Source organism: Luteolibacter sp. AS25 (assembly GCF_046736275.1).
Taxonomy (GTDB): domain Bacteria; phylum Verrucomicrobiota; class Verrucomicrobiia; order Verrucomicrobiales; family Akkermansiaceae; genus Luteolibacter.
The window spans coordinates 319272-339139 of sequence record NZ_CP151837.1 but is presented as its reverse complement, the minus strand read 5'-3'; the positions used below and the strand labels follow the sequence as shown (position 1 = coordinate 339139).

Genomic DNA, 19868 nt, shown 5'->3' with positions numbered 1-19868 from the left:
TCAGCTATTCTAAATTGTAATCACGAAAGCTAAATCTGAACAACAGCAGAAAGCTGCAGTAGCGGCGTGATCAGCTAAGCGTGACGACAAAGCCAAATCCTCGCTACAGGGAGCATTTGAAAACATGGCAAACTCCATGTCGTCGAAAGAACTAGAGGAGCTGGCAGGCGCGAAGAGCGAAAACCTTCCGTAGACCAAGGAGAACCATGCTTACAAGGAAGCTGGTAGCAGCGGGCGGATTTGAACCGCCGACCAAAGGCTTATGAGTCCTCTGCTCTACCACTGAGCTACGCTGCCAGGTTCCGGCTGCCGGAAAACATCCGGCGGGCGGGAGGATTACCCGCAATCAGGGCATTTTGTCAAACCGAAGATGGGAAAAATAAAATTTATCCCTCTCCGGGGGGGGCCATTACAACCACTCGATCAATCCCATTCTTGGAAAATTCCGCCCAATAACGCTTTTCCCAAGCCTTGGTCTTCGCACGGCGCTCGTCTTCACTCATCGCCTCCCAAGCCTTCTGGCCAACGGATTTCGCCAGATCCCTATCCGAAAGACGCACGGTCAGCTCATCCCAGAAGCTTTCATTTCTGAATTCTTCGTAACACTCATAGTAGAACATCTGTTCTTCCAGCGCCTTCTTTACACGGAATCTTTGTAGCTCCTCGTCAAATTCTATCAGCCCCCCCAGCCCGTTATTAGCTGCTTTTTCAAGTATCTTGCTCTCAAACTCTTCATATTCGGCGAGCCGGGCATTCGAATCTTCTTTCTGATTCCAGGACGCTACATTTACAGCAAGGCTGAGCATTTCAACCAATGTGGTGAGTTCTTGATCTGAAAAACGGATATGCACTGAAGCGCATAGAATCAACCCCTGCAGCTTCTGGCAAGATCTGCATCGTTCTCAATTCACCCCGCCCTCGGGCAGCCATGACCCTGCGCTATCCCCAGTCCGATAGCCAAGGATGAATAATCGGGCCTTTTACAGCTTGTGAAAGTTTTCACAAGCTCGGATTGCCCTATTTATAAAAGCGTGCAAGGCTCCACGCATGGCGAGCTCTACCTCAGCACCACGTAAAGTAGTAATTATCGGCGGCGGATTTGCCGGATTGGAATGTGCGCGTAAACTCGCGAACGACGAACGATTTGAAGTCACGTTGATTGACCGGACCAATCATCACCTTTTCCAGCCACTGCTATATCAAGTAGCAACAGCCTCACTCGCCGCTCCGGATATCGCGAGATCGATCCGCCAGATTCTAGAAAACGCGAGAAACGTGACGGTTCTCATGGATCAAGTGAAATCGATTTCCCCCGAGGAAAAAACCGTATCCGGTGCATCGGGCTCTACTTACCATTTCGACTACCTCCTTCTCGCTGCGGGCGCCAAAACCGGATTCTTCGGCAACGATCACTGGGAAGATAACTCACTTGGCCTCAAATCCCTTTCGGATGCACAAGATATCCGCAGGAAAATCCTTTCGAACCTTGAGCGCGCAGAACTCACCACGGACTACGCGGAGCGCGAAAAGCTCATGACAATCGCGATTGTCGGTGGCGGCCCCACCGGTGTGGAACTCGCAGGTGCCTGTGCTGACCTAATTCACCGCTCGCTGAAGTCAAATTTCCGCAGGATCGATACCTCGAAGCTGAGGCTCATCCTGATCGAGAATTCCCCGAAGATTCTGGAACACTACGATGCGGATCAATCGGACTACGCAAAATCACGGCTCACGACACTGGGCGTGGAAGTTTGGAACGGGATGATGGTAACAGACGTCCTCCCCGGGAAGCTGGAGTTCAAGGACGGTAGCCATCTCAATTCACGTGCTATTATCTGGGCGGCTGGCATTGCTGCCAGCCCGCTTACAAAGCACCTAGGAGTCGAAACCGACCGCGCCGGCCGTATCAAACCGAACCTTGATCTCTCTATTCCCGGGAATCCAAACATCTTTGTGGCAGGTGACCTCACTAATATGCGCGATAAGGATGACCAGTTCGTTCCCGGGGTGGCTCCTGCAGCCACGCAAATGGGCGCTCATATAGCAAAGCTCTTGAAGGAAGAGCTTCGTCTCGAGACTACCAAGTTCGCTGACCGTAAGCATGACCTAAGACCTCTTTTCAAATATACCGACAAGGGCATGATGGCGATTATTGGGAAAAATCATGCGATCGTTAAGGCAGGATCGATAAAACTTCATGGATTCATTGCCTGGATAGCATGGCTGCTCATTCACATTCTGTTTCTCATCGGATTCCGGAACAAGCTCTCCGTCCTTCTTGGCTGGGCCTACTCATATATTGTCAACAAGCCGGAAGCTCGGATCATCGTGCATCCACCGGCCTTTGACAGCATCAACCCTGTTCTCAAATCAGTGGATCAGTCTAGACCCCAGTCTTCCTAGGACTCTCACGGAATTCGACTCCTGCACGGTTCAACCGATATTTACAGCTCAAGTCTCTCCTTTCGGGGAGTGGCTTTTTCATTCTTTGCAGAATGCGACAAAGCCACAGCCCGATCATTCATCGTGCAAAGTTTCCGGATTCCGACGCATGCTTCCGTTTATTTGGTAAATATCGCAAACAACTGATAGTCTGCGGATAACAGAAACAACGGCGGTCTGGCTCGGAGCTTGCGATAGAGGTAAATGTAACAACAAAATCATTATGAATACAGCTACACTACCAAAACGGACACAGAAAAACCTTCGCCACCTTCTCGAGGAACAAGCACGCGACCTCTACAACGCTGAGACAAAATATTCAGAGTTTCTAAACAAGGCCCAGCTATCTTCCACTGATGAGGATCTGGTTAGCAAATTCCAACACGTTAAAGAAGGCACCTCCCATAATGTCGTGACCCTGGAAGCTATCTGCAACGAACTCGACGTTCCCGCTACTGGGGTAAAATGCGAGGCCATGGCAGGACTTTTACGTGAAGCGGAAGAAACTGATGAAGAATACGCACACGGTTCAATCAAGGACGCAGCCCTGATTGCCAATGCGCAGCGCATCGCTCACTATGAGATTGCCGGCTTCGGAACTGCCCGCGCATTCGCTAAAAAACTGGGTCTCAACTCAATTGCTGAAAAATTTGAAGCCATGGCGGAAAAATCCGGGGCTATCGATGAAAAATTTACTAAGATCGCCACGGGCTCTTGGCTCTCCACCGGTATTAATGATGATGCGCTCTAGGTTAAATTAGTCTAAGTTTCAGCATCTTTGAAAACGCAGTATCCAATCGGGTGCTGCGTTTTTTTTGAGGAATTTAGAGGGATTTTACCAATTTTCGTGGCTGCCAAATAGCTGATGAGCTACTCATTTTAACGTCAGGCTTCAGAGATAGTTTGCCAGCAGCCTGTCAAATATCCCCATTTTTTTCGGAGGAGTCAGGCAGATCGGGTGAACAAGCTCGCTCATCCCCCTACCAACAGATATTCTAGGTTTAAGATCCTCCTGCTAATACAGCAGCACTCATATAAAATGAGAAATTCATGAAAGAACTCGTTTTTAATGCTTACTCAAACTACGCGAAATATCTTTGGAAGGAGATCACCAACCCCGCCTGGAACAACTATTTCTATTGGCTAATCGGGATTTCTCTCGTCTTTTTCGGCTTCGAGCTACTTCGCCCTTGGCGGAAGGATCAGCCAAAATTCCGAAAGGATTTCTGGCTGGACGGTTTTTACATGTTCTTCAATTTTTTCCTGTTCTCGTTGGTGATCTACTACGCAGCCTCGGAGATCGTTGTGGATTGGTTTCACCAGTTGCTAGGCTTCTTCGGCATCGAAAATCTGATCGCCATACGGATAGGCAGCTGGCCGGTGTGGTCACAGCTTCTGGTTCTTCTCGTAGTTAGAGATTTCATCCATTGGAATGTCCACCGCTTGCTGCACCGAGTCCCCTGGCTATGGGAATTCCATAAGGTTCATCACTCGGTAGAGGAGATGGGCTTTGCCGCTCATCTTCGTTTCCACTGGATGGAGAATGTGGTCTACCGAGTGCTCGAGTATATTCCGTTGGCAATGATCGGATTCGGCATCAAGGAGTTTTTCATAGTCCATGCATTTACGACCCTCGTCGGGCATTTCAACCATTCCAACCTGCGGGTTCCACTCGGCCCACTGAAATATATTTTCAATAATCCTCAGATGCATATCTGGCATCACGCGAAAAAAATGCCCAAACAGCACCGGTACGGGATGAATTATGGACTGACCCTTAGTGTCTGGGATTATTTGTTCAAAACCGCCTGTATTCCGCATGATGGCCGGGACATTCCATTGGGCTTTCATGGGATGAAGAAATTTCCCAAATCTTTCATTGGTCAGAGCATATACGGATTTCGCCGGAAAAGAAGAGCCCGACATAAGACTGATTCCGCTAAGGATTAACGAAATTCCTTCATCTGATCAGCCGGAATGAAGTCAGAATGACTCTTAGATAGCCGATTTCACTCAAACAACTGTCGATCCAGGGAGCGGAACTGAATTGCCTCGAGCACTTCATTTCCCGTTATCGATTGTTTTCCTGCCAGATCAGCAAGTGTTCTGGAGACCTTCAAAATACGATCATGGGCGCGGGCTGAAAAGTTCATCTGTTCCATTGCGTGTTCTAAATAACCTTTGCCCTCCGCATCGAGTGCGCAGCAACTCCGCACCTCCCTCGCTCCCATCGCAGCATTGGTCGTGAGGTTTGCTGATTTAAAACGGTCCACCTGAATTTGCCGCGCCTGAGCTACACGCTCACGGATCACCGCGGAAGATTCACCAGTAACAACATCCGAGGATAGCTCCTTAAAATCGACCAACGGCACCTCCACATGAATATCAATACGGTCAAGCAGGGGCCCGCTAATGCGCTGGCGATAATTTTCAATCTGCCGCACCGAACAACGGCACTGTCGTTTAACATCGCCGTAAAATCCGCACGGACACGGATTCATCGCGGCCACCAACATGAACCGTGCTGGAAACGTGAGAGAACCAGCCGCTCTGGAAATTGTTACATGCCCGTCTTCAAGGGGCTGCCGCATCACTTCCAATGTTTGACGGCGAAATTCCGGAAGCTCGTCGAGAAAGAGAACACCGTGGTGGGCCAATGAAACCTCACCGGGTCCGGGGTTGGTTCCTCCACCCAAAAGCCCCGCATCGGAGATTGTATGATGGGGCGCACGGAACGGGCGGGTGGTAAGGAAACCTTTCTTCGTATCCAAGGTTCCTGAGATCGAATGAATCTTCGTTGTCTCAATGGCGTCCGCCTCGGTCATATTAGGCATGATTGTCGGAATTCGCTTGGCCAGCATTGATTTCCCTGTCCCCGGCGGGCCCACCATCAGAATATTGTGGCCTCCCGCCGCAGCGACTTCCAAGGCACGTTTCACATATTGTTGGCCTTTTACCTCATCGAAATCCACCGAGTAGGTCCTGTGGCTTTCGAAGAAAGCTCTTCGATCCAAAACGAAAGGCGCAATCCGTTTCTCGCCACTGATGAACTCCCATGCCTGGCGGAGATTCCGTATCGGTATAACGTCGATCCCTTCAATAACAGCTGCTTCCGGAGCGTTTGCCTCGGGCACGATGAGAAACTTCCGCCCCCTTGCGCGGGCTTCCAGAGCAATTGAAAGCACCCCTTTTACCGGTCGGACCATTCCGTCCAGGCCAAGTTCACCGACGATGCAAAAGCCATCCGTTTCGAGAATCTGGGTGCCGCTGGCTCCAATCATGGCCAGAGCGATCGGCAGATCGAATGAAGGCCCCTCTTTCTTGAGGTCGGCTGGCGCCAGATTCACTGTTTTAATTCCCAGATCCAGCTCTAAAGCTGAAGCAAGGATAGCAGATGTAACCCGCTGTGAGCTTTCCCGGACCGCTGCATCAGGCAGCCCCACGATGATTACTCCCGGGTTCTCGGAATTTCTCGCGTTGACCTCGACTTCTACTTCGAGTGCATCAACGCCTCTGAGTGCTGCGGAATACAGTTTTGTAATCATATGAACACCCAAGAACTATATTACGCTCCGGGAGTTGCAAGCCGAGAAACTTCAGTTATCCGCCTGATTGGCATCCCAGAAGGTGCTCGTCGCGCCTCCATTCACGTTTGAAACGGCACTTTCAGTCATTTCGGCTCCGTGGCCATCGTAGAAAACCATCACCGCCCTATCATTATGGCGGTAGGCGATATCGCTGGCGCCGGCGTAGTCGATGATACCGTCTGCCCCGCCGTCAGCGGAGATAAATGCCATACTCCGAGCCGGATCTTCCACCTGCGATGTGCGGAATCCTTCGATATTTCCTCCGTCGGTATCCGCGTCCTGGGTGTTGTAAGCGTAGCTACCATATAGCTCCATATAGCCGGTTCCTTTCGCCTTCACAGCTGCGGGATCAAGGAATTGCTCTGGAAGCTCGTAGGATTCATTGTCCTCAATCTCCTGTGCGTTTTCGGATGTCAGGAAACTGATGAACTCGGGGTTCTCATACCATGCGGCAGTGGCCGCGGCGAATTCCTCTCCCAGCTCACCCTCCGCCGCAACATACTCGCCATTGTTATCGCTGCTATAGGCGGTGTTGGCTATCTGTAGCTGACGGATATTGTTCAGCGCGGTTGTTTTATCCGCGGATTTACGGAAACGGAAAATTGCAGTGGTGCTGATTCCAGTAAGAGTGGCGATGATGGCGATGACTACGAGTAGCTCCACCAGGGTAAAGCCATGCACGCGGCGTGTTGTTTGGGTTTTCATGATTTTGTTTTATTAAAAATGGACTGTTTCGTAACTACATGCGGAATCGCCCAAAGCGAAGGCAGAAACATTCCTATTTGGAAAATTTTTCAAGCATCCTCTCTGAAATCTTGGAAATTGCCATTTCCATGGTGATTTCGCCCGGTGCTTCCGCCTGAAGGCAGGTCATGCTCACTCCATCCAGCCCACATGGAGTGATAGAAAGGAAAGGAGGAAGCGATTCACGGGTGATGTTGATTGCAAATCCATGCATGGATACCCATTTCCGGACTCCCACGCCTATGGAAGCCAGCTTTCTCTCCTCTACCCACACTCCGGTCATTCCATCCCGCCTTCCGGCCGCAACGCCCAGATCCGCGCATGCCTCGATTAATGCATCCTCTATCAAGCGCAAATGCAGATGAAGGTCCCTGCCACGTGTATTCAGATCGAGCATCGGATAGCCCACCAGTTGCCCTGGCCCGTGATAGGTTGCCTGCCCGCCTCTATTAGTTTCAAAAAACGGATGAGCTAACGCCGCAGTTGACCGCAGGGAAGACTGGTCGCGCAGGCGGCCGATCGTGTAAACGGGCTCGTGCTCCAGCAGATAAAGAGTATCGGATCTCTCTCCGGACAGAATCGCGGCAACCATCTCTTCCTGCATGTTCAGTCCATCGCCATAGGAAATGGGCTGCTTTAAAATCTCTATTTTCAAAATAAACGGGGTGACGGAAAATATTCACCGTTTCCTGTAGATTGCCAACCATTCCTTGCCCTTGCGGCCCGGGTATGAGCTTTCGGGAACCCATTCCTTTATTCGATCAAACCAACGGGCAAAACGTTCATCCAGCTCTGAAATAGTCGAGTTGAAAGGCGGCCCCTGTTGCTCCTCCCCGGGATCCTGTGCGGTCAAAAAAAAGACCCCGATCAGATGCCCGCCGGACTGAAGCAACCGCGAACAACTCTCTGCATAATTCTCTCGCCGTTGTGGATCGATTGCACAGAAACACGTGTGCTCCCATATAGCGGAAAAAGTTTTTCCCTCCGCAAAATCTTTCTCCAGGAAATCCCCTTGCTCGTAGGTCTCATCGGAAATCCTGGGGAAAACTTCTGCACGCCTGATGGCTTCCCGTGCAAGGTCCACACCCACGGCAGTGATACCGGCCGTAGCCAGAGCCCTGACATCGTGACCACTTCCGCAGCCTGGGACGAGCGTTCTCCCGCTACCCCAGATTTCCTCTTGGGTTTTACCCAGCAACTCGATCAACGGGGGCGCTGCGGCACCCTTCTCCCACGGAGTATCACCAATTTTATATCGCTCGTTCCAGTCGGTCATTTTTCCGCAAAGGTTTAAATCAATCTTCTATCCAGAAGCTTGGCCCTTAACGGGTCCGAAGCCTGCAAGTGAGCCAGCGCAATCGCCAAAGCATCCGCCGCATCCGAAGAAGGTGTTTCAGCGAGCCCTAGAAGAGCCCTCACCATGAAAGCCACCTGCGCCTTATCCGCCGTCCCCTTCCCGACCACCGCCATTTTGATTTTCTTCGGAGAGTACTCGTAAACCGCCAATCCATGGTCCGCTGCGGCTATCATCGCGGATGCACGGGCAGCACCCATGGAGATCGCAGTGCGGTGGGATTGTACGAAAATGATCCCTTCTACCGCCACTTCATCAGGTTCGTATTGGGTAATCAGATGGACCAGATGGCTCCGGATTGCAGACAAGGCACCGGATTGCGGGATTTTCTTGGGAACAGTAATAACATCGTATGTCATCACTGTAGGCTTGCGCGGATCGCCCTCAAGAATCGCATATCCGGTATTCCGGACGGCAGGATCAATGGCAAGAACACGCATGGACATAGTAAGAGTGGTCCTGAAGCGGCATGAAAGCGGGAAATTTTCCTCATTGTCAGCCCACCGTAGATTTGAAGAATAAAGGTGTGCCGCGCTCCTTGCTGACAACTTTCCTCCTACTGTTTTTTACAGGCATCGCCTCCGCCCAAAGGCTTCCGGATTCCGATATCCCGCCGCCGCCCGTCACCGGAGTTTCAGACCCGAGCGACATTCTGGGAAAGGATTCCGAAATTAGCCGGAAAATCGTCGGCATGATTCAGGAGCTGCGGGCAAAGCACGGATATAATATCTACCTAATTCTAGAGCGCTCATTTATCGGAACCAATACTTCCGATTATGCGGCACAGCTTCAAAACGAATGGGCGCCGGATGGAGGAGGCCTCGTTGTGATCTACGAGTCCGATACAAAGAGATTGGGTTTCGGGCGTGACCTCGGCGCGAGCACCAACGTGGAAAGCAGTCCCTCAAAAGTCCCTTCTTATCTATTGCTGGATATCATCGCCTCCGCGGTGACAGAGGCGGAGGAAGAGAAAATCGCCGAAGTATATCTGGATAACCTCATCACCAATATCACGGTGAAACTCGAAGAATATTTCACCAGAAAGGAGAATCCAGAGTCCAGCGGCAGATCATTGCGTCTCGCACTGGTTACCATCGGAGCGCTTTCACTACTCGCACTTTGCGGCATGGGACTCGGGTGGCTTATGGGGAAATCCGATACCAAACAATCGGTTACCAAAGTATTCCCTCAGACAGATATACCTGAAAGACTGGGCGCTCCTTATGGCGGCGGTGCCGGCGCCACATCATTCTTTGGAATTGATGAAAAGAAATCGAATTAGAATTAGGGATTTGGCTCACCTGCTGCTAAAACTTACCTGCTAGAATAAAAACTAATTCCTTTTCCTACTGATTATGTTCCAAGGCTACTCCGCCGATAAATTTTTTGATGAAATGTTCTCCTCGGACGGGACCGTCCGGGATCATTGCGAACCTCTTCACCAGAAATTCAAAAATTTTGACAAGGATGATTTCCTGGCCCGCAAGGCGACCAGCGAACTCTACTTCATGCGCCAAGGCATCACCTTCAACGTCTATGGCGACGACAAAGGAACTGAAAAGATTTTCCCTTTCGATCCTGTCCCGCGCGTCATTCCCGCAAACGAGTGGGAGCATATCGAAGCAGGCCTCACCCAGCGGATCGTTGCCCTGAACCTCTTCCTTCATGATGTCTATCACGATCAGGAAATACTTAAGGATGAAGTCATCCCGCGTCATTACATTGATGATGCCGTAAACTTCAGGAAAGAATTCCGCCACGTTGATGTCCCTAAGGATATTTACATACAAATCTGCGGCAGCGACCTGATTCGCGGAGCAGACGGCACCTATTACGTTCTTGAAGACAACGCCCGTTGCCCTTCCGGCGCATCTTATCTCCTGGAGAATCGCAACTCTCTCAAACGCGCCTTCCCCGCCCTTTTCGATACCCTCGGAGTCCGCCCGGTTGATTCATACCCGCGGGACCTTCTGAACATGCTCCACCATATCTCGCCACGGCGCGAGGGAGAGCCCGTCTGCGTGCTACTCACACCCGGTTGCTACAACAGCGCCTACTTCGAGCACTGCTACCTGGCTCGCCGCATGGGCATTGAAATCGTGGAAGGCCGCGACCTCGTCGTAATGGACAACTTCGTCTACATGCGCACCACCAAAGGTCTTGTCCGGGTAGATGTGATCTACCGCCGTATTGATGATGATTTCATCGATCCTGTCGTATTCAGGAAAGACTCGGTCCTCGGCGTCCCCGGCCTCATGAATGCCTACATTGCAGGTAACGTTGCACTTGCCAATGCTGTCGGCACCGGCATCGCGGACGATAAAGTCATTTATCACTTCGTTCCGAAGATGATCGAATACTACTTGGGTCAGAAACCGATTTTGCCGAACGTTCCCACCTACCTACCTTCCGAGGAAAAGGACATGGATTACGTCATGAAGCACCTTCCCGAGCTCGTCGTAAAAGCAGCCAACGAATCCGGTGGCTACGGAATGCTCATGGGGCCACAGGCCTCCAAAGACGAAATCGAGAAATTCCGCGGTCTAATCAAAGCGGATCCACGGAATTACATCGCCCAGCCTGTCATCTCTCTCTCGCAATCACCTACCTGGTGCGACGGCGCCATGGAAGGCAGGCACATCGATCTAAGACCATACATCATCTATGGAGAAGACGTTAAAATCGTGCCCGGCGGCCTCACCCGCGTAGCTCTCAACAAAGGCTCTCTAGTGGTCAACTCCTCCCAAGGCGGTGGCAGCAAAGACACCTGGGTCCTGAAATAAACCTTATATACTGAATTTATGCTCTCCCGAGTTGCCAACACTCTTTACTGGATGGTGCGTTACGTAGAACGCGCCGATAACCTTGCCCGCCTCATCGATGTCAACGAACAGATGCTTCTGGACTACGAAAGCCACGACAGTGAGCGACTCCGTGGTTTCTGGAAACCAATCATCCTAAGTACCGGCGATGAAGAGCGCTTCCATGAGCTCTACGATGAAGTAGGCAGCGATCAGGTCATCAGCTTCCTTACCGAAGACACCCGTAACCAGAACAGCATCTTCTCCTGTATTAGCTACGCCCGTGAAAATGGACGAATGGTCCGCGACCAACTCTCCGACGAGCTCTGGGAAGAACTAAACTCCCTGTATCTTTTCACGAAATCCGAAGAAGCCGCCCACCTTCTCGAAACGAACCCTCCGCGGTTCTACGAAATGGTCCGTCGTGCTTCCATGACCTTCCTGGGCATTGCCACCTCCACCACAGCACGCGATGAACGCTGGGACTTCATGGACATAGCCCGCCATATCGAGCGCGCGGACAAAACCACCCGCTTCCTTGATGTTTCCACTTACTTCCCACCGGGAGCAGATGGAATTGAAAGCTTTTCGCCAGGCGTCCTTCACTGGTCCGCCATCCTCAGCTCCTGCGGTGCCATGGGTGCATTCCGCGCAACCCGTCAGGAAATCAACGCGAAAAACGTAGCCAGCTTCCTTCTGTTTTCTCCGGACTTCCCAAGGTCTGTCCGCTACTGCATCGATAGAATAGACAATTGCCTCCACCGGATTTCATGCTCCAACCGTGGCACCTTCTCCAACGAATCCGAACGCGAATCAGGAAGGCTACTCGCCTCTCTTACTTACGGAACCTTCGATGAGGCAATCGAACAGGGACTCCACGAGTTCCTGGACGATATTCAGGGAAAACTCAACACCATCGCAAAACACCTCTTCGAGACCTACATCCTCATGCCCGAACTCGCAGGGGATGTCCCTATTGCAGAACTTCCGGCGGTGAAGCCTAGTCCCGAAGAAGTAGCCAAGGATCTGGAAACTGCCGAACCTGTCCAAAAACAAAAACAGCAGTGACTCAAGAAACTGTCATCGCTGATAAAGGAACCGTCTTTCTAGTAAAACACAGAACTGACTTTCTCTACGGAGATCCCGTCATCAGCAGTGCCAACACCCTTCATCTGGAACCCCACGACTTCCGCTTTCAGAAAAATCTCAGTGCCTTCGTTAAGGTCCTACCTGCCACTAACCTCAAACGCTTTGAGGATCTTTTCGGTAATATCACCCATCATTTCGAAGTCACAGCACCTCACACCAGACTCGAGATAGAAAGCTCGGTGAAGGTCCGCAATCTTCCGCTGAAAATCTCAAACACCGGCTATTCCGGTGGAATGGAGTTCTTCAACGCTCCTGAAATCCAGGAGCGCTGCTGGCAGTTTCTTCACGAAAGCAGGTGGGTTTCCGTAGAGCAATATCTCTGGAAGCAAGCTATTGATCTAACTTTAGATATCGATCCCGTCTTCGAGAAGACCTCCGCCATCATGCGGTGGATCTACACTGAATTCACCTACGAACCAGGCAGCACAGATGTGAATACACATCTGGAGCAAGCCTTCAACGGTCGCAAAGGTGTTTGCCAGGACTTTGCCCACATCATGATCGGCATGTGCCGCGCTCTCGGCATCCCGGCACGTTACACTTCCGGCTACATCTACACTGGCGAAGGTAATGACCTTGTCGGATCACAGGCATCTCATGCCTGGTGTGAAGTCTACCTCCCCGAGGATGGCTGGGTTGGCTTTGATCCGACAAACGCAGTGCTCGCAGATGACCGCTACATTAAAATTGCGGTCGGAAGGGATTACGAAGACGTAGCGCCAATACGCGGCACCTACCGGGGTAGTGCTGATTGTAAAATGGAAGTTACCGTAAACGTGAAGAGACTGGAAACACCCTAGACTACCTGTGTTGGTTCTAGGTTTTTAACCGGATATTCACTTTTCCACTACATCTGCGTTTGGAAACTGTGAGCAGGTTGCGTCTCTACTCTGTTTCGTTTTAGGCAAATTAATCATATTTGAACGAAAGAAGAATTTGACGGACAAATATCTCAGGGCATCCAAAAAATCCTTTTTATACATCGATCTAGCCGTAAACTTTTAAAAAACTCCACCCCATGAAATTAATTGACCCAAACCAGAGCGGCTGCGACCTTCAGAAAGTTATGAATTTTTTGAAAATCGGGATCCTACCTCTCTCGCTGGCGCTGGCAGCGTGTGAGACAATAAATCGACCGGTCAGCACCGGCACATTCGATCCTCTAACTCCTCCGGGCAGTGTCAAACAAGACACCACCGAAGCCTTCGATTCCGGCCTGACTCCGGGAGAATTTGTAACTGCCAACGTCCCAAATACGGCGTTCTATAATAAAAAGCCGAGCTCCAGCCAAGACGCGGACAAGCTACTCGACCAGGGAACGCAAATGAAGATCGTCGCCGTGGAATCGAACATGGTGAAGGTAGAGCTCGATAGTGGTGATGTGGGTTACGTCCCGACCGTCATGGTCAGCGGAGCAGGCGCCACCGCCGGCCAGGAACTCTATCCGGTGGACGGCACCTATCAGGTTTACCCACCAATACCGGGCGGCCCAATGGAGCCACTTCCAGTCATCGATCTCGAGGGACTCCCACCGGAAGGAGCAATCCCAACAATTATTGATCCCGACGCCCCGGCCGAAATCCCGGCACCACCATCACTGGATGCAATCCCGGAACCAATGCCAACTCCGACCACTCCGGACTCGGTTGCCGCAGAGGAAGAGCTCGATCCTGTCGCTGAAGCCGTCCGTCTAAAAGTCGAGGCAGCCATGAAGGAAGACGAGGCTAAAAAAGCTGCAGCGGAAGTCCCGGCCGCGGCTGAATAGCCAAGTGCCAGAACTGGAAACCCATTGAAATTCATCCCTCTCCCAGGAGAGGGATTTTTTTCGGCACCTTTTTTTGACAGAGGCCGAATTGCCGCACCGCATGGCGTTGTAGATGAGCCTTCGCCTCATCCACACTATCGGTAAAGAAAATCAGATCCGGATCTGCAGGGCTGATCGTTCCCTCCTCCGCCATCTTGTAAATGAAGTCCATCAATGGCTGCCAGAAATCCTTACCCATCAGAATAATGGGGAAATTTCTAAGCTTTCCGGTTTGTATCAAGGTCATGGTCTCAAACATCTCGTCCAAGGTTCCCGCGCCACCGGGCATCACGATGAAAGCGTAGGAATATTTCACCAGCATCGTCTTTCTTGTAAAAAAATAACGCATATTCACTGAGCGATGAACGTAGGGATTCACATCCTGCTCGAAGGGGAGCTCGATATTCACTCCTATGGATTTTCCGCCTGCCTCGTAAGCCCCCTGGTTTCCCGCTTGCATGATCCCCGGGCCACCTCCGGTAAGCACAGTGAAACCCAACTCCGCGCACCCCTGTCCCATCTCCCGCGCCAATTCATACCAACGCGTGCCCGGTTTTGTCCTGGCTGATCCAAAGATCGTCACACACGGACCCACGAAATGTAGTATTCGATACGCTCTGATCAGATCCAACCCCACCCGGAACAATGACATGAGATCGTGGAATCGAGAACGCGGACCAGAGAGCCATGAGCGCTCTTCCGCCGCCAATTCGAAGATTTCCTGATCTCGAATCTCCTTTTCTGTGATCTGATGCTCATCGGTCAATTCCGGACAATCGGGGCAGGGTTTTTGCGAATCCATACAATCTACTAAATACCAGGAACCCTTGCGGGGAAACGACTTTTCGGAAATCGGTCCACAAAAAAGCCGTGCAGATAAACTGCACGGCTTTTTACACGAAGCTTACAAATGAAATATTTAGTGGCGCACGCGCGCTAGAGCTCTTTCACGCTGGCTGGCCGGTGCTGTCCTGGCTGCCTCTTCACCCACGCGCTTCAAAAGGGCGATGAGAGATGCTGTGATGAAATACTCTTTAAGAAGGGTCTCACGGCGTTCGCCGGATTTTGTTTTGTGAACGATTTTCATAGGATGTTTTTCTTTTAATATGTTCGGAAAGTCTTTTTGCAGAACCTGTGCCAAACGGTAGTCTCTGAGACTGGCCAGGCGGTGATTTCCGTGTTCCTTCATATATAGCGTCTTGTCCTATCGACTTTTTCTATCTTTCGGAACTTTGTCTCATTCAGTAGGGATAGCGCCCGGAACATTCCCTTCCGCACGGTCAAATCTACTTTCTGCAATGTCCGTGTATTTAAGGGTCATCTCATTTCCCTCTTTATCCTTGATGGTCATCTCACCGGTCTCGTCATTTGAGGAAATCTTCTCATATTCGGGATTTGTGCTGATGATTAGCTCAGCGGTAATTTTTTCAGGGCTGTCATTCATATCGACCCCGAGTTCCTTGAGCTTATTTGCTCCAATGATTCCTCCAATTACGGAAATGATGATTACCACCAGAATCAATCCACCACATCCAATACCCACCCACGCCATGGGATGGAGGCCTTTTTTCGGAGTAGTTGCTGGTGGCATGGTAGGAGGTAATGGTGGTTGTTCATTCATAATCACTTACGCTACGAAATGTAGTTCCCCATACCAAGCGTAAAGCTGGTCTGTGACGTTCTCGAAACAGAAAGTATTATCCCTATGCTACTTCGTCGCGGTGTAGTTTGTGCTGACCTGGCTTGCAGCATTTGGCTTTTGGGTAATTACCACAGTAAATGATTTCCCTCCTCCTGAGAAAGTCAACGTAGCCACCGCCGTGTCACCCGTATTCATCGAACTGTTGCTGCTGCTGGACATGCCAAACGCGGAAGCCTGATCCTCATAGAATGCCTTTAGTTGCTCAAAACCTACGCTTGTCTTCCCGGAGAACTGACCACTCACCTTCTCGCCTGCGGAGCTTTGGTATGTGCTCACACCGTCCGTGAATTCAGGAGCAACCGGCACCCAGGCGGGAATCTTGGAAAGATCCGACGAGCCTATCTGCGTCTCGTTTCCATCCTGATCAGTCATCGTAATCCTACCTTCGGAAATTTCCCTGTAGGATACGGTAACCTCTTTGCCATCCTTCATCCGAATCGTCATTTGTCCGGCTTCCTCATTCTCTGAAATTTTTTCCAGATCCGGATTTGCCGCCACAATCATTTGAGCAGCCGCTTTTTCCGGGTTGGCCGCAAATTCATCGAATTTCCCCTTAAGCATGAACATACCGATGGCTACGACGATGATAACGACCACTATTAGCCCTCCACAACCAATCCCGACCCACGCGATGGCAGGCATTCCTTTTTTCACAGGTGCGGACGAAGGCATTGCAGGTGGCTGTTCCATAAATGTATCAAAGCCAGTTCTCTGCCGGTTCCAAGCCCAAACCTATTCTCCCTTATTAGGGAAATTGAATTTTCCCAGTGTACGGTTGATGATCAAAATCAATATGGTAACGCCCACGGCAATGATAAATCGTTCAATCGCCACACAGATTCCCAGCCCGGCGGAAAATAGCAATGAAGCGGCGGTAGTCAGATACTTCACTCGCGCCCCTTCTTCCTTCTCGGGTGTCTTCAGGATTGTTCCCGCTCCGATGAAGCTTACTCCTACAATCACCGCTTCCATGATACGGATGGGATCATAATTCATCGCCGAGCCGGACCTCTCGAAAATCCCGCTGTTGACCAGCCACTTACCGCAGACCACCAGCAAGGCTGCCGCTCCACCTATGATCATGTGCGTGCGGAAACCAGCCGGCTTCCCATCGCTTTCCCGTTCCAACCCCACTAGTCCGGCCAGCAGGGCAGCAAGTGTGATCAACCCCAGATCCGTGAATTCAGAAACCCATTCCATCTGAAAAATTTAAACGCGAACTCCGGATTTTCAAATAGTCCGTAACCGAGATAATTCAGAAATTTCAGCCACGCCGGAAAATTGTGAACTTTGAATTTCCACTTCCGGTAATTCAGTGCAGCCTCGCCCCCATGTCGCAACGGACAGGAATTTTAATCGTAGTATCTGGCCCCTCCGGCTCGGGAAAAACAACTTTGTGCAGGCGTTTGGCCAACGAGGGGGAGGCTCATTACTCTATTTCCTGCACCACCAGACAGCCCCGCGAAGGAGAGGTCAATGGACGGGACTATCATTTTCTCACACGCGAGGAATTTCTGGAAAAACGCGAAGCCGGTGAGTTCATCGAAAGCGCCGAGGTGCATAAGAATCTTTACGGCACCCTTCGTTCCACCGTGGTCGAGTCCCTCGCAAAAGGAAGCGATGTCGTAATGGACCTCGACGTCCAGGGCGCGGCCCAGGTGCGCGCCTGCGAGGATCGTGCAATCCGCCTTTCGGCCATTGATTTATTTGTGATGCCACCCAATGAGCAGGAACTTCACGACCGTCTCGCCGGCCGCGGCACCGATAGCGAAGAAGTCATCGCCCTACGTATGGTCAATGCGCTTGAGGAAATGCGACACTGGCCGGAATACACCTATCGCTTAATTTCCGGAGATCAGGAGGAGGATTACACCCGCTTCAAATCCCTCATTATCGCGGAAAGGCTGCGCGTCAGCAGGATCACGGTTGCGTAAGATCCTTGAGAAACCACTCCGCTATCTCCGCATAGAGCGGAAAATCAGTGATCATCACATCGTTGTGATCCGCTCCCGGCACAGAAAGCCAACGCTTGCCAGAATCCTCGGGAAACGACTCATATAGCCCCCGCCCGGCCGAAGCTGGAACCTTGTTATCGGCATCGCCATGCGCAAAAAGTGTAGGGATCGTAATTCTGGGCCCGAATGCTGCCGGCCTGATATCGGAGATTTTCACACCGCTCATCCACCCCACTGCATAGTCTGCCGGAACCCGGATCGCAGGCCCGAAAATCGGACCCATCATCCCGTTCGTCTGATGCCGGATCACATTCTCGAGTTTATCGAAGGATGCTAGAATCACCATAGATTGGAAAGGCGCTCCCTCCATGGCAGCCGTGTGGACTGCCACGGAACCTCCCATGGACTGCCCGAAAACCCCGCAAGGTTGCTCCTTGAAGCCAAATTCCTTCGCACATTCCTGATAGCATTTCAGGACCATCTCCCCCTCATTCACCCCGTAGGTCGCGTATTTCTCCGGATTTTCCCCATGTCCCGGCAGATCAGGAATCACACAACGGAACCCCACCGCACAGAACCGCTCCGCGACCGGCAGATAATTTTCCTTCCGTCCGCGCCTGCCATGGAGAATCAGAATCGTCCCCACAAATTCCCCCGGAGGCTTTAGCACAAAGCCCCTTTCCGAGACCTGATCACGCAAGATAGCCGCCCGTTCCGAAAACTTTTCCACAGGTACAGGAGTGCACACCAGGCACGGCATCCCTCCTTCGGAAACAAAGCGATCTATCGAGAAACCAGCTCCCGCACTACCGTCGAAGTACGCCGCAGCCTTTGCACGCACCGGCCGCTTGCTCGGGTGGCAGATTTCATTCGCACACCACCAGATCAAAACCAGAAAACCTACAAAAAATGAAATCACTAGCAGGAGTCCAAGCCTCAACAGCCTTCCTTTCAACGGAAATCCCACCCAATTCATCTACCCATACACTCCGCCACCGGTCCCCTGCCCGCCAAGCTCCTTTCCTGCATTGCTTGCGCAATACCCCATCCTCAGCTCAAGTGTATAGGTGACGAAAATCGAATACATCGCTCGCGAGCTACGCTCTTCACTCTGGCTGAAGCCATCCATCATGGGCATCGCCGCCGTCTCCTGGGTCTACATCGCCTATTTCTGCGGAAGGTGGATACCTGATGAAATGGTGGTCGATATCGAGCGGAAATCACTCATCAACCTCCTCGGCATCATGGCCTCCACCATGCTCACCGTGGCTACATTTTCCGTAACGGCCATGGTCAGCGCATACTTCGCGGTATCCACCACTGCCACTCCACGTGCCACCCGCATCGTCATGGAGGATAAATCCACGCAAAACTCGCTCACCAGTTTCCTCGCCGCATTTATCTATTCCATCATCGCCCTCGTCGCCATCAGCGTCGCCCCATACTACGAAATCGGCGGGCGCTTCCTGCTCTTCGTCGGATACTCCGTCATGATCATCTGGGTCCTGGTATCCTTCGTCCGCTGGGTGGACAGGGTTTCCAAGCTCGGCCGCACCGGCGATACTCTCAACCGCGTGGAAGAAGCCTGCAGTGAAGCATTTTCCTCCACCGAGGCCATGGGAACTCTCGGTGCACACCGCACCACGGATGATTCACACAACGGCACTTTCATAACCCCGGATATCATCGGCTACGTTCAGAACATCAACCTGGAGCGCCTGAATGAAATCGCCGAAGAACTCGGAACCCGAATTCGCATTCTCGAACGCCACGGCTCATTCATTGATCCGCACGACTCACTCGCCGTAGTTCTTGACCGCGATTCATTGGAGGAAGAGGTCACAGAAAGGATCCGCGGCTGCTTCAATATCGGCGACGCGCGCAGAATCGGAAACGATCCCCGCTTCGGCATGATTCTTTTAGGGGAAATCGCCGATCGCGCACTATCTCCCGGTATCAACGATCCGGGAACAGCCATCGCCGTCCTTAACATACAGCTCCGCCTGCTGGAAACCTGGAGCCAGCAGATCCATAAATCACCCGAGGTGACATATAAACATCTCGAAGCCTATCCGCTCGATCCGGAGGACCTTCTCGACGATGCTTTCACGCCTATTTCGCGTGATGGTGCGGCAATGTTCGAGGTCGGCTCACGCCTTCAGAAAACCTTCGCAGTCCTCACCCGCAGGGAAAACAAGGAACTGGCAACCGCTGCCCGCCGCCACTCAAAGCTGGCACTCGAGCAGGCCCTGAAATCCCTCCCCACGGAGTCGCACAAGGAAATCCTCCAAAAGCTTTCGGATGCCGTTGTCTCGGAAAAAGACTCCTGA

Annotated in this window: 22 protein-coding genes, 1 tRNA gene and 1 pseudogene; 11 read left to right on the top strand and 13 right to left on the bottom strand. The window is 51.6% G+C overall.

Annotated elements, in window-relative coordinates:
• Window positions 1–82: 82 nt before the first annotated feature.
• Window positions 83–193: pseudogene (locus tag AAGA79_RS01500) on the top strand (DUF3008 family protein); the annotation flags it as partial.
• A gap of 29 nt (window positions 194–222) precedes the next feature.
• On the opposite strand, the gene AAGA79_RS01495 reads toward AAGA79_RS01500, so the two are convergent.
• Together AAGA79_RS01495 and AAGA79_RS01490 are read right to left on the bottom strand one after the other, a co-directional pair.
• A tRNA-Met gene (locus AAGA79_RS01495) sits at window positions 223–297 on the bottom strand.
• Window positions 298–386: 89 nt separating this feature from the next.
• Window positions 387–806 (bottom strand): hypothetical protein, encoded by a 420-nt coding sequence (locus AAGA79_RS01490; protein ID WP_411827014.1) that lies wholly within the window; start codon window positions 804–806, stop codon window positions 387–389.
• 241 nt (window positions 807–1047) lie between these two features.
• Between AAGA79_RS01490 and AAGA79_RS01485 the strand changes: the two genes are divergently transcribed.
• The 3 genes from AAGA79_RS01485 (at window position 1048) to AAGA79_RS01475 (ending at window position 4392) form a co-directional block, all read left to right on the top strand.
• The gene (locus AAGA79_RS01485; RefSeq protein ID WP_411827013.1) at window positions 1048–2403 is read left to right on the top strand and encodes an NAD(P)/FAD-dependent oxidoreductase; all 1356 of its coding nucleotides are present in this window, start codon (window positions 1048–1050) and stop codon (window positions 2401–2403) included.
• A gap of 262 nt (window positions 2404–2665) precedes the next feature.
• Complete coding sequence (locus AAGA79_RS01480) at window positions 2666–3193, top strand: DUF892 family protein (RefSeq protein WP_411827012.1); 528 nt, start codon at window positions 2666–2668, stop codon at window positions 3191–3193.
• Between the two features lie 299 nt (window positions 3194–3492).
• Window positions 3493–4392: a sterol desaturase family protein gene (locus tag AAGA79_RS01475; RefSeq protein WP_411827011.1), complete on the top strand. Its 900-nt coding sequence runs from the start codon at window positions 3493–3495 to the stop codon at window positions 4390–4392.
• A gap of 59 nt (window positions 4393–4451) precedes the next feature.
• Here AAGA79_RS01475 and AAGA79_RS01470 read toward each other — a convergent pair whose 3' ends face one another.
• The 5 genes from AAGA79_RS01470 to ruvC all read right to left on the bottom strand — a co-directional run bounded on the left by AAGA79_RS01470 (window position 4452) and on the right by ruvC (window position 8573).
• Window positions 4452–5987 carry a YifB family Mg chelatase-like AAA ATPase gene (locus AAGA79_RS01470; RefSeq protein ID WP_411827010.1) on the bottom strand — a complete coding sequence of 512 codons (1536 nt, stop codon included), beginning with the start codon at window positions 5985–5987 and terminating at the stop codon, window positions 4452–4454.
• Window positions 5988–6038: 51 nt separating this feature from the next.
• Complete coding sequence (locus AAGA79_RS01465; RefSeq protein ID WP_411827009.1) at window positions 6039–6734, bottom strand: type II secretion system protein; 696 nt, start codon at window positions 6732–6734, stop codon at window positions 6039–6041.
• A 73-nt stretch (window positions 6735–6807) separates the two neighbouring features.
• Window positions 6808–7428 (bottom strand): lipoyl(octanoyl) transferase LipB, encoded by a 621-nt coding sequence (gene lipB, locus AAGA79_RS01460; RefSeq protein ID WP_411827008.1) that lies wholly within the window; start codon window positions 7426–7428, stop codon window positions 6808–6810.
• Window positions 7429–7452: 24 nt separating this feature from the next.
• Window positions 7453–8049: a methyltransferase domain-containing protein gene (locus AAGA79_RS01455; RefSeq protein ID WP_411827007.1), complete on the bottom strand. Its 597-nt coding sequence runs from the start codon at window positions 8047–8049 to the stop codon at window positions 7453–7455.
• 14 nt (window positions 8050–8063) lie between these two features.
• Complete coding sequence (gene ruvC / locus AAGA79_RS01450; protein WP_411827006.1) at window positions 8064–8573, bottom strand: crossover junction endodeoxyribonuclease RuvC; 510 nt, start codon at window positions 8571–8573, stop codon at window positions 8064–8066.
• 65 nt (window positions 8574–8638) lie between these two features.
• On the opposite strand from ruvC, the gene AAGA79_RS01445 reads away from it, so the two are divergent.
• The 5 genes from AAGA79_RS01445 to AAGA79_RS01425 all read left to right on the top strand — a co-directional run bounded on the left by AAGA79_RS01445 (window position 8639) and on the right by AAGA79_RS01425 (window position 13842).
• Window positions 8639–9409: a hypothetical protein gene (locus AAGA79_RS01445; protein WP_411827005.1), complete on the top strand. Its 771-nt coding sequence runs from the start codon at window positions 8639–8641 to the stop codon at window positions 9407–9409.
• A gap of 73 nt (window positions 9410–9482) precedes the next feature.
• Window positions 9483–10910, top strand: a complete 1428-nt coding sequence (locus AAGA79_RS01440; RefSeq protein ID WP_411827004.1) for a circularly permuted type 2 ATP-grasp protein — start codon at window positions 9483–9485, stop codon at window positions 10908–10910.
• Between the two features lie 18 nt (window positions 10911–10928).
• Complete coding sequence (locus AAGA79_RS01435) at window positions 10929–11996, top strand: alpha-E domain-containing protein (RefSeq protein WP_411827003.1); 1068 nt, start codon at window positions 10929–10931, stop codon at window positions 11994–11996.
• Entirely contained in the window at window positions 11993–12877 is an 885-nt protein-coding gene (locus AAGA79_RS01430) for a transglutaminase family protein (RefSeq protein ID WP_411827002.1), read from the top strand. The genes AAGA79_RS01435 and AAGA79_RS01430 overlap by 4 nt, the downstream gene beginning before the upstream one ends.
• 266 nt (window positions 12878–13143) lie before the next feature.
• Window positions 13144–13842: a hypothetical protein gene (locus tag AAGA79_RS01425; RefSeq protein WP_411827001.1), complete on the top strand. Its 699-nt coding sequence runs from the start codon at window positions 13144–13146 to the stop codon at window positions 13840–13842.
• Window positions 13843–13873: 31 nt separating this feature from the next.
• On the opposite strand, the gene AAGA79_RS01420 is transcribed toward AAGA79_RS01425, so the two are convergent.
• The 5 genes from AAGA79_RS01420 to AAGA79_RS01400 form a co-directional block, all read right to left on the bottom strand.
• On the bottom strand, window positions 13874–14683 hold the full coding sequence (locus AAGA79_RS01420; protein WP_411827000.1) for a TIGR00730 family Rossman fold protein: 810 nt from the start codon (window positions 14681–14683) through the stop codon (window positions 13874–13876).
• Window positions 14684–14800: 117 nt separating this feature from the next.
• The gene (locus AAGA79_RS01415; RefSeq protein ID WP_411826999.1) at window positions 14801–14968 is read right to left on the bottom strand and encodes a hypothetical protein; all 168 of its coding nucleotides are present in this window, start codon (window positions 14966–14968) and stop codon (window positions 14801–14803) included.
• Between the two features lie 150 nt (window positions 14969–15118).
• Complete coding sequence (locus AAGA79_RS01410) at window positions 15119–15502, bottom strand: hypothetical protein (RefSeq protein WP_411826998.1); 384 nt, start codon at window positions 15500–15502, stop codon at window positions 15119–15121.
• Window positions 15503–15589: 87 nt separating this feature from the next.
• Window positions 15590–16273, bottom strand: coding sequence for a hypothetical protein (locus AAGA79_RS01405; protein WP_411826997.1), 684 nt, complete (start codon window positions 16271–16273; stop codon window positions 15590–15592).
• A 42-nt stretch (window positions 16274–16315) separates the two neighbouring features.
• Window positions 16316–16783: an MgtC/SapB family protein gene (locus tag AAGA79_RS01400; protein ID WP_411826996.1), complete on the bottom strand. Its 468-nt coding sequence runs from the start codon at window positions 16781–16783 to the stop codon at window positions 16316–16318.
• 83 nt (window positions 16784–16866) lie between these two features.
• Here AAGA79_RS01400 and gmk point away from each other — a divergent pair, with 83 nt between their 5' ends.
• On the top strand, window positions 16867–17517 hold the full coding sequence (gene gmk / locus AAGA79_RS01395) for a guanylate kinase (protein WP_411826995.1): 651 nt from the start codon (window positions 16867–16869) through the stop codon (window positions 17515–17517).
• On the opposite strand, the gene AAGA79_RS01390 is transcribed toward gmk, so the two are convergent.
• Window positions 17504–18457 carry an alpha/beta hydrolase gene (locus tag AAGA79_RS01390; RefSeq protein WP_411826994.1) on the bottom strand — a complete coding sequence of 318 codons (954 nt, stop codon included), beginning with the start codon at window positions 18455–18457 and terminating at the stop codon, window positions 17504–17506. The genes gmk and AAGA79_RS01390 overlap by 14 nt on opposite strands.
• Before the next feature lie 148 nt (window positions 18458–18605).
• Here AAGA79_RS01390 and AAGA79_RS01385 point away from each other — a divergent pair, with 148 nt between their 5' ends.
• On the top strand, window positions 18606–19868 hold the full coding sequence (locus tag AAGA79_RS01385; RefSeq protein WP_411826993.1) for a DUF2254 domain-containing protein: 1263 nt from the start codon (window positions 18606–18608) through the stop codon (window positions 19866–19868).

Excerpts from the sequence above, each read along its gene's own strand:
- AAGA79_RS01490 (WP_411827014.1), bottom strand. The coding sequence starts at position 806 with ATGCTCAGCCTTGCTGTAAATGTAGCGTCCTGGAATCAGAAAGAAGAT.
- ruvC (WP_411827006.1), bottom strand. The coding sequence starts at position 8,573 with ATGTCCATGCGTGTTCTTGCCATTGATCCTGCCGTCCGGAATACCGGA.
- AAGA79_RS01475 (WP_411827011.1), top strand. The coding sequence starts at position 3,493 with ATGAAAGAACTCGTTTTTAATGCTTACTCAAACTACGCGAAATATCTT.
- AAGA79_RS01405 (WP_411826997.1), bottom strand. The coding sequence starts at position 16,273 with ATGGAACAGCCACCTGCAATGCCTTCGTCCGCACCTGTGAAAAAAGGA.
- AAGA79_RS01470 (WP_411827010.1), bottom strand. The coding sequence starts at position 5,987 with ATGATTACAAAACTGTATTCCGCAGCACTCAGAGGCGTTGATGCACTC.
- AAGA79_RS01465 (WP_411827009.1), bottom strand. The coding sequence starts at position 6,734 with ATGAAAACCCAAACAACACGCCGCGTGCATGGCTTTACCCTGGTGGAG.
- AAGA79_RS01455 (WP_411827007.1), bottom strand. The coding sequence starts at position 8,049 with ATGACCGACTGGAACGAGCGATATAAAATTGGTGATACTCCGTGGGAG.
- AAGA79_RS01415 (WP_411826999.1), bottom strand. The coding sequence starts at position 14,968 with ATGAAAATCGTTCACAAAACAAAATCCGGCGAACGCCGTGAGACCCTT.
- AAGA79_RS01440 (WP_411827004.1), top strand. The coding sequence starts at position 9,483 with ATGTTCCAAGGCTACTCCGCCGATAAATTTTTTGATGAAATGTTCTCC.
- AAGA79_RS01400 (WP_411826996.1), bottom strand. The coding sequence starts at position 16,783 with ATGGAATGGGTTTCTGAATTCACGGATCTGGGGTTGATCACACTTGCT.
- AAGA79_RS01435 (WP_411827003.1), top strand. The coding sequence starts at position 10,929 with ATGCTCTCCCGAGTTGCCAACACTCTTTACTGGATGGTGCGTTACGTA.
- AAGA79_RS01480 (WP_411827012.1), top strand. The coding sequence starts at position 2,666 with ATGAATACAGCTACACTACCAAAACGGACACAGAAAAACCTTCGCCAC.
- AAGA79_RS01425 (WP_411827001.1), top strand. The coding sequence starts at position 13,144 with ATGAATTTTTTGAAAATCGGGATCCTACCTCTCTCGCTGGCGCTGGCA.
- AAGA79_RS01420 (WP_411827000.1), bottom strand. The coding sequence starts at position 14,683 with ATGGATTCGCAAAAACCCTGCCCCGATTGTCCGGAATTGACCGATGAG.
- AAGA79_RS01410 (WP_411826998.1), bottom strand. The coding sequence starts at position 15,502 with ATGAATGAACAACCACCATTACCTCCTACCATGCCACCAGCAACTACT.
- AAGA79_RS01485 (WP_411827013.1), top strand. The coding sequence starts at position 1,048 with ATGGCGAGCTCTACCTCAGCACCACGTAAAGTAGTAATTATCGGCGGC.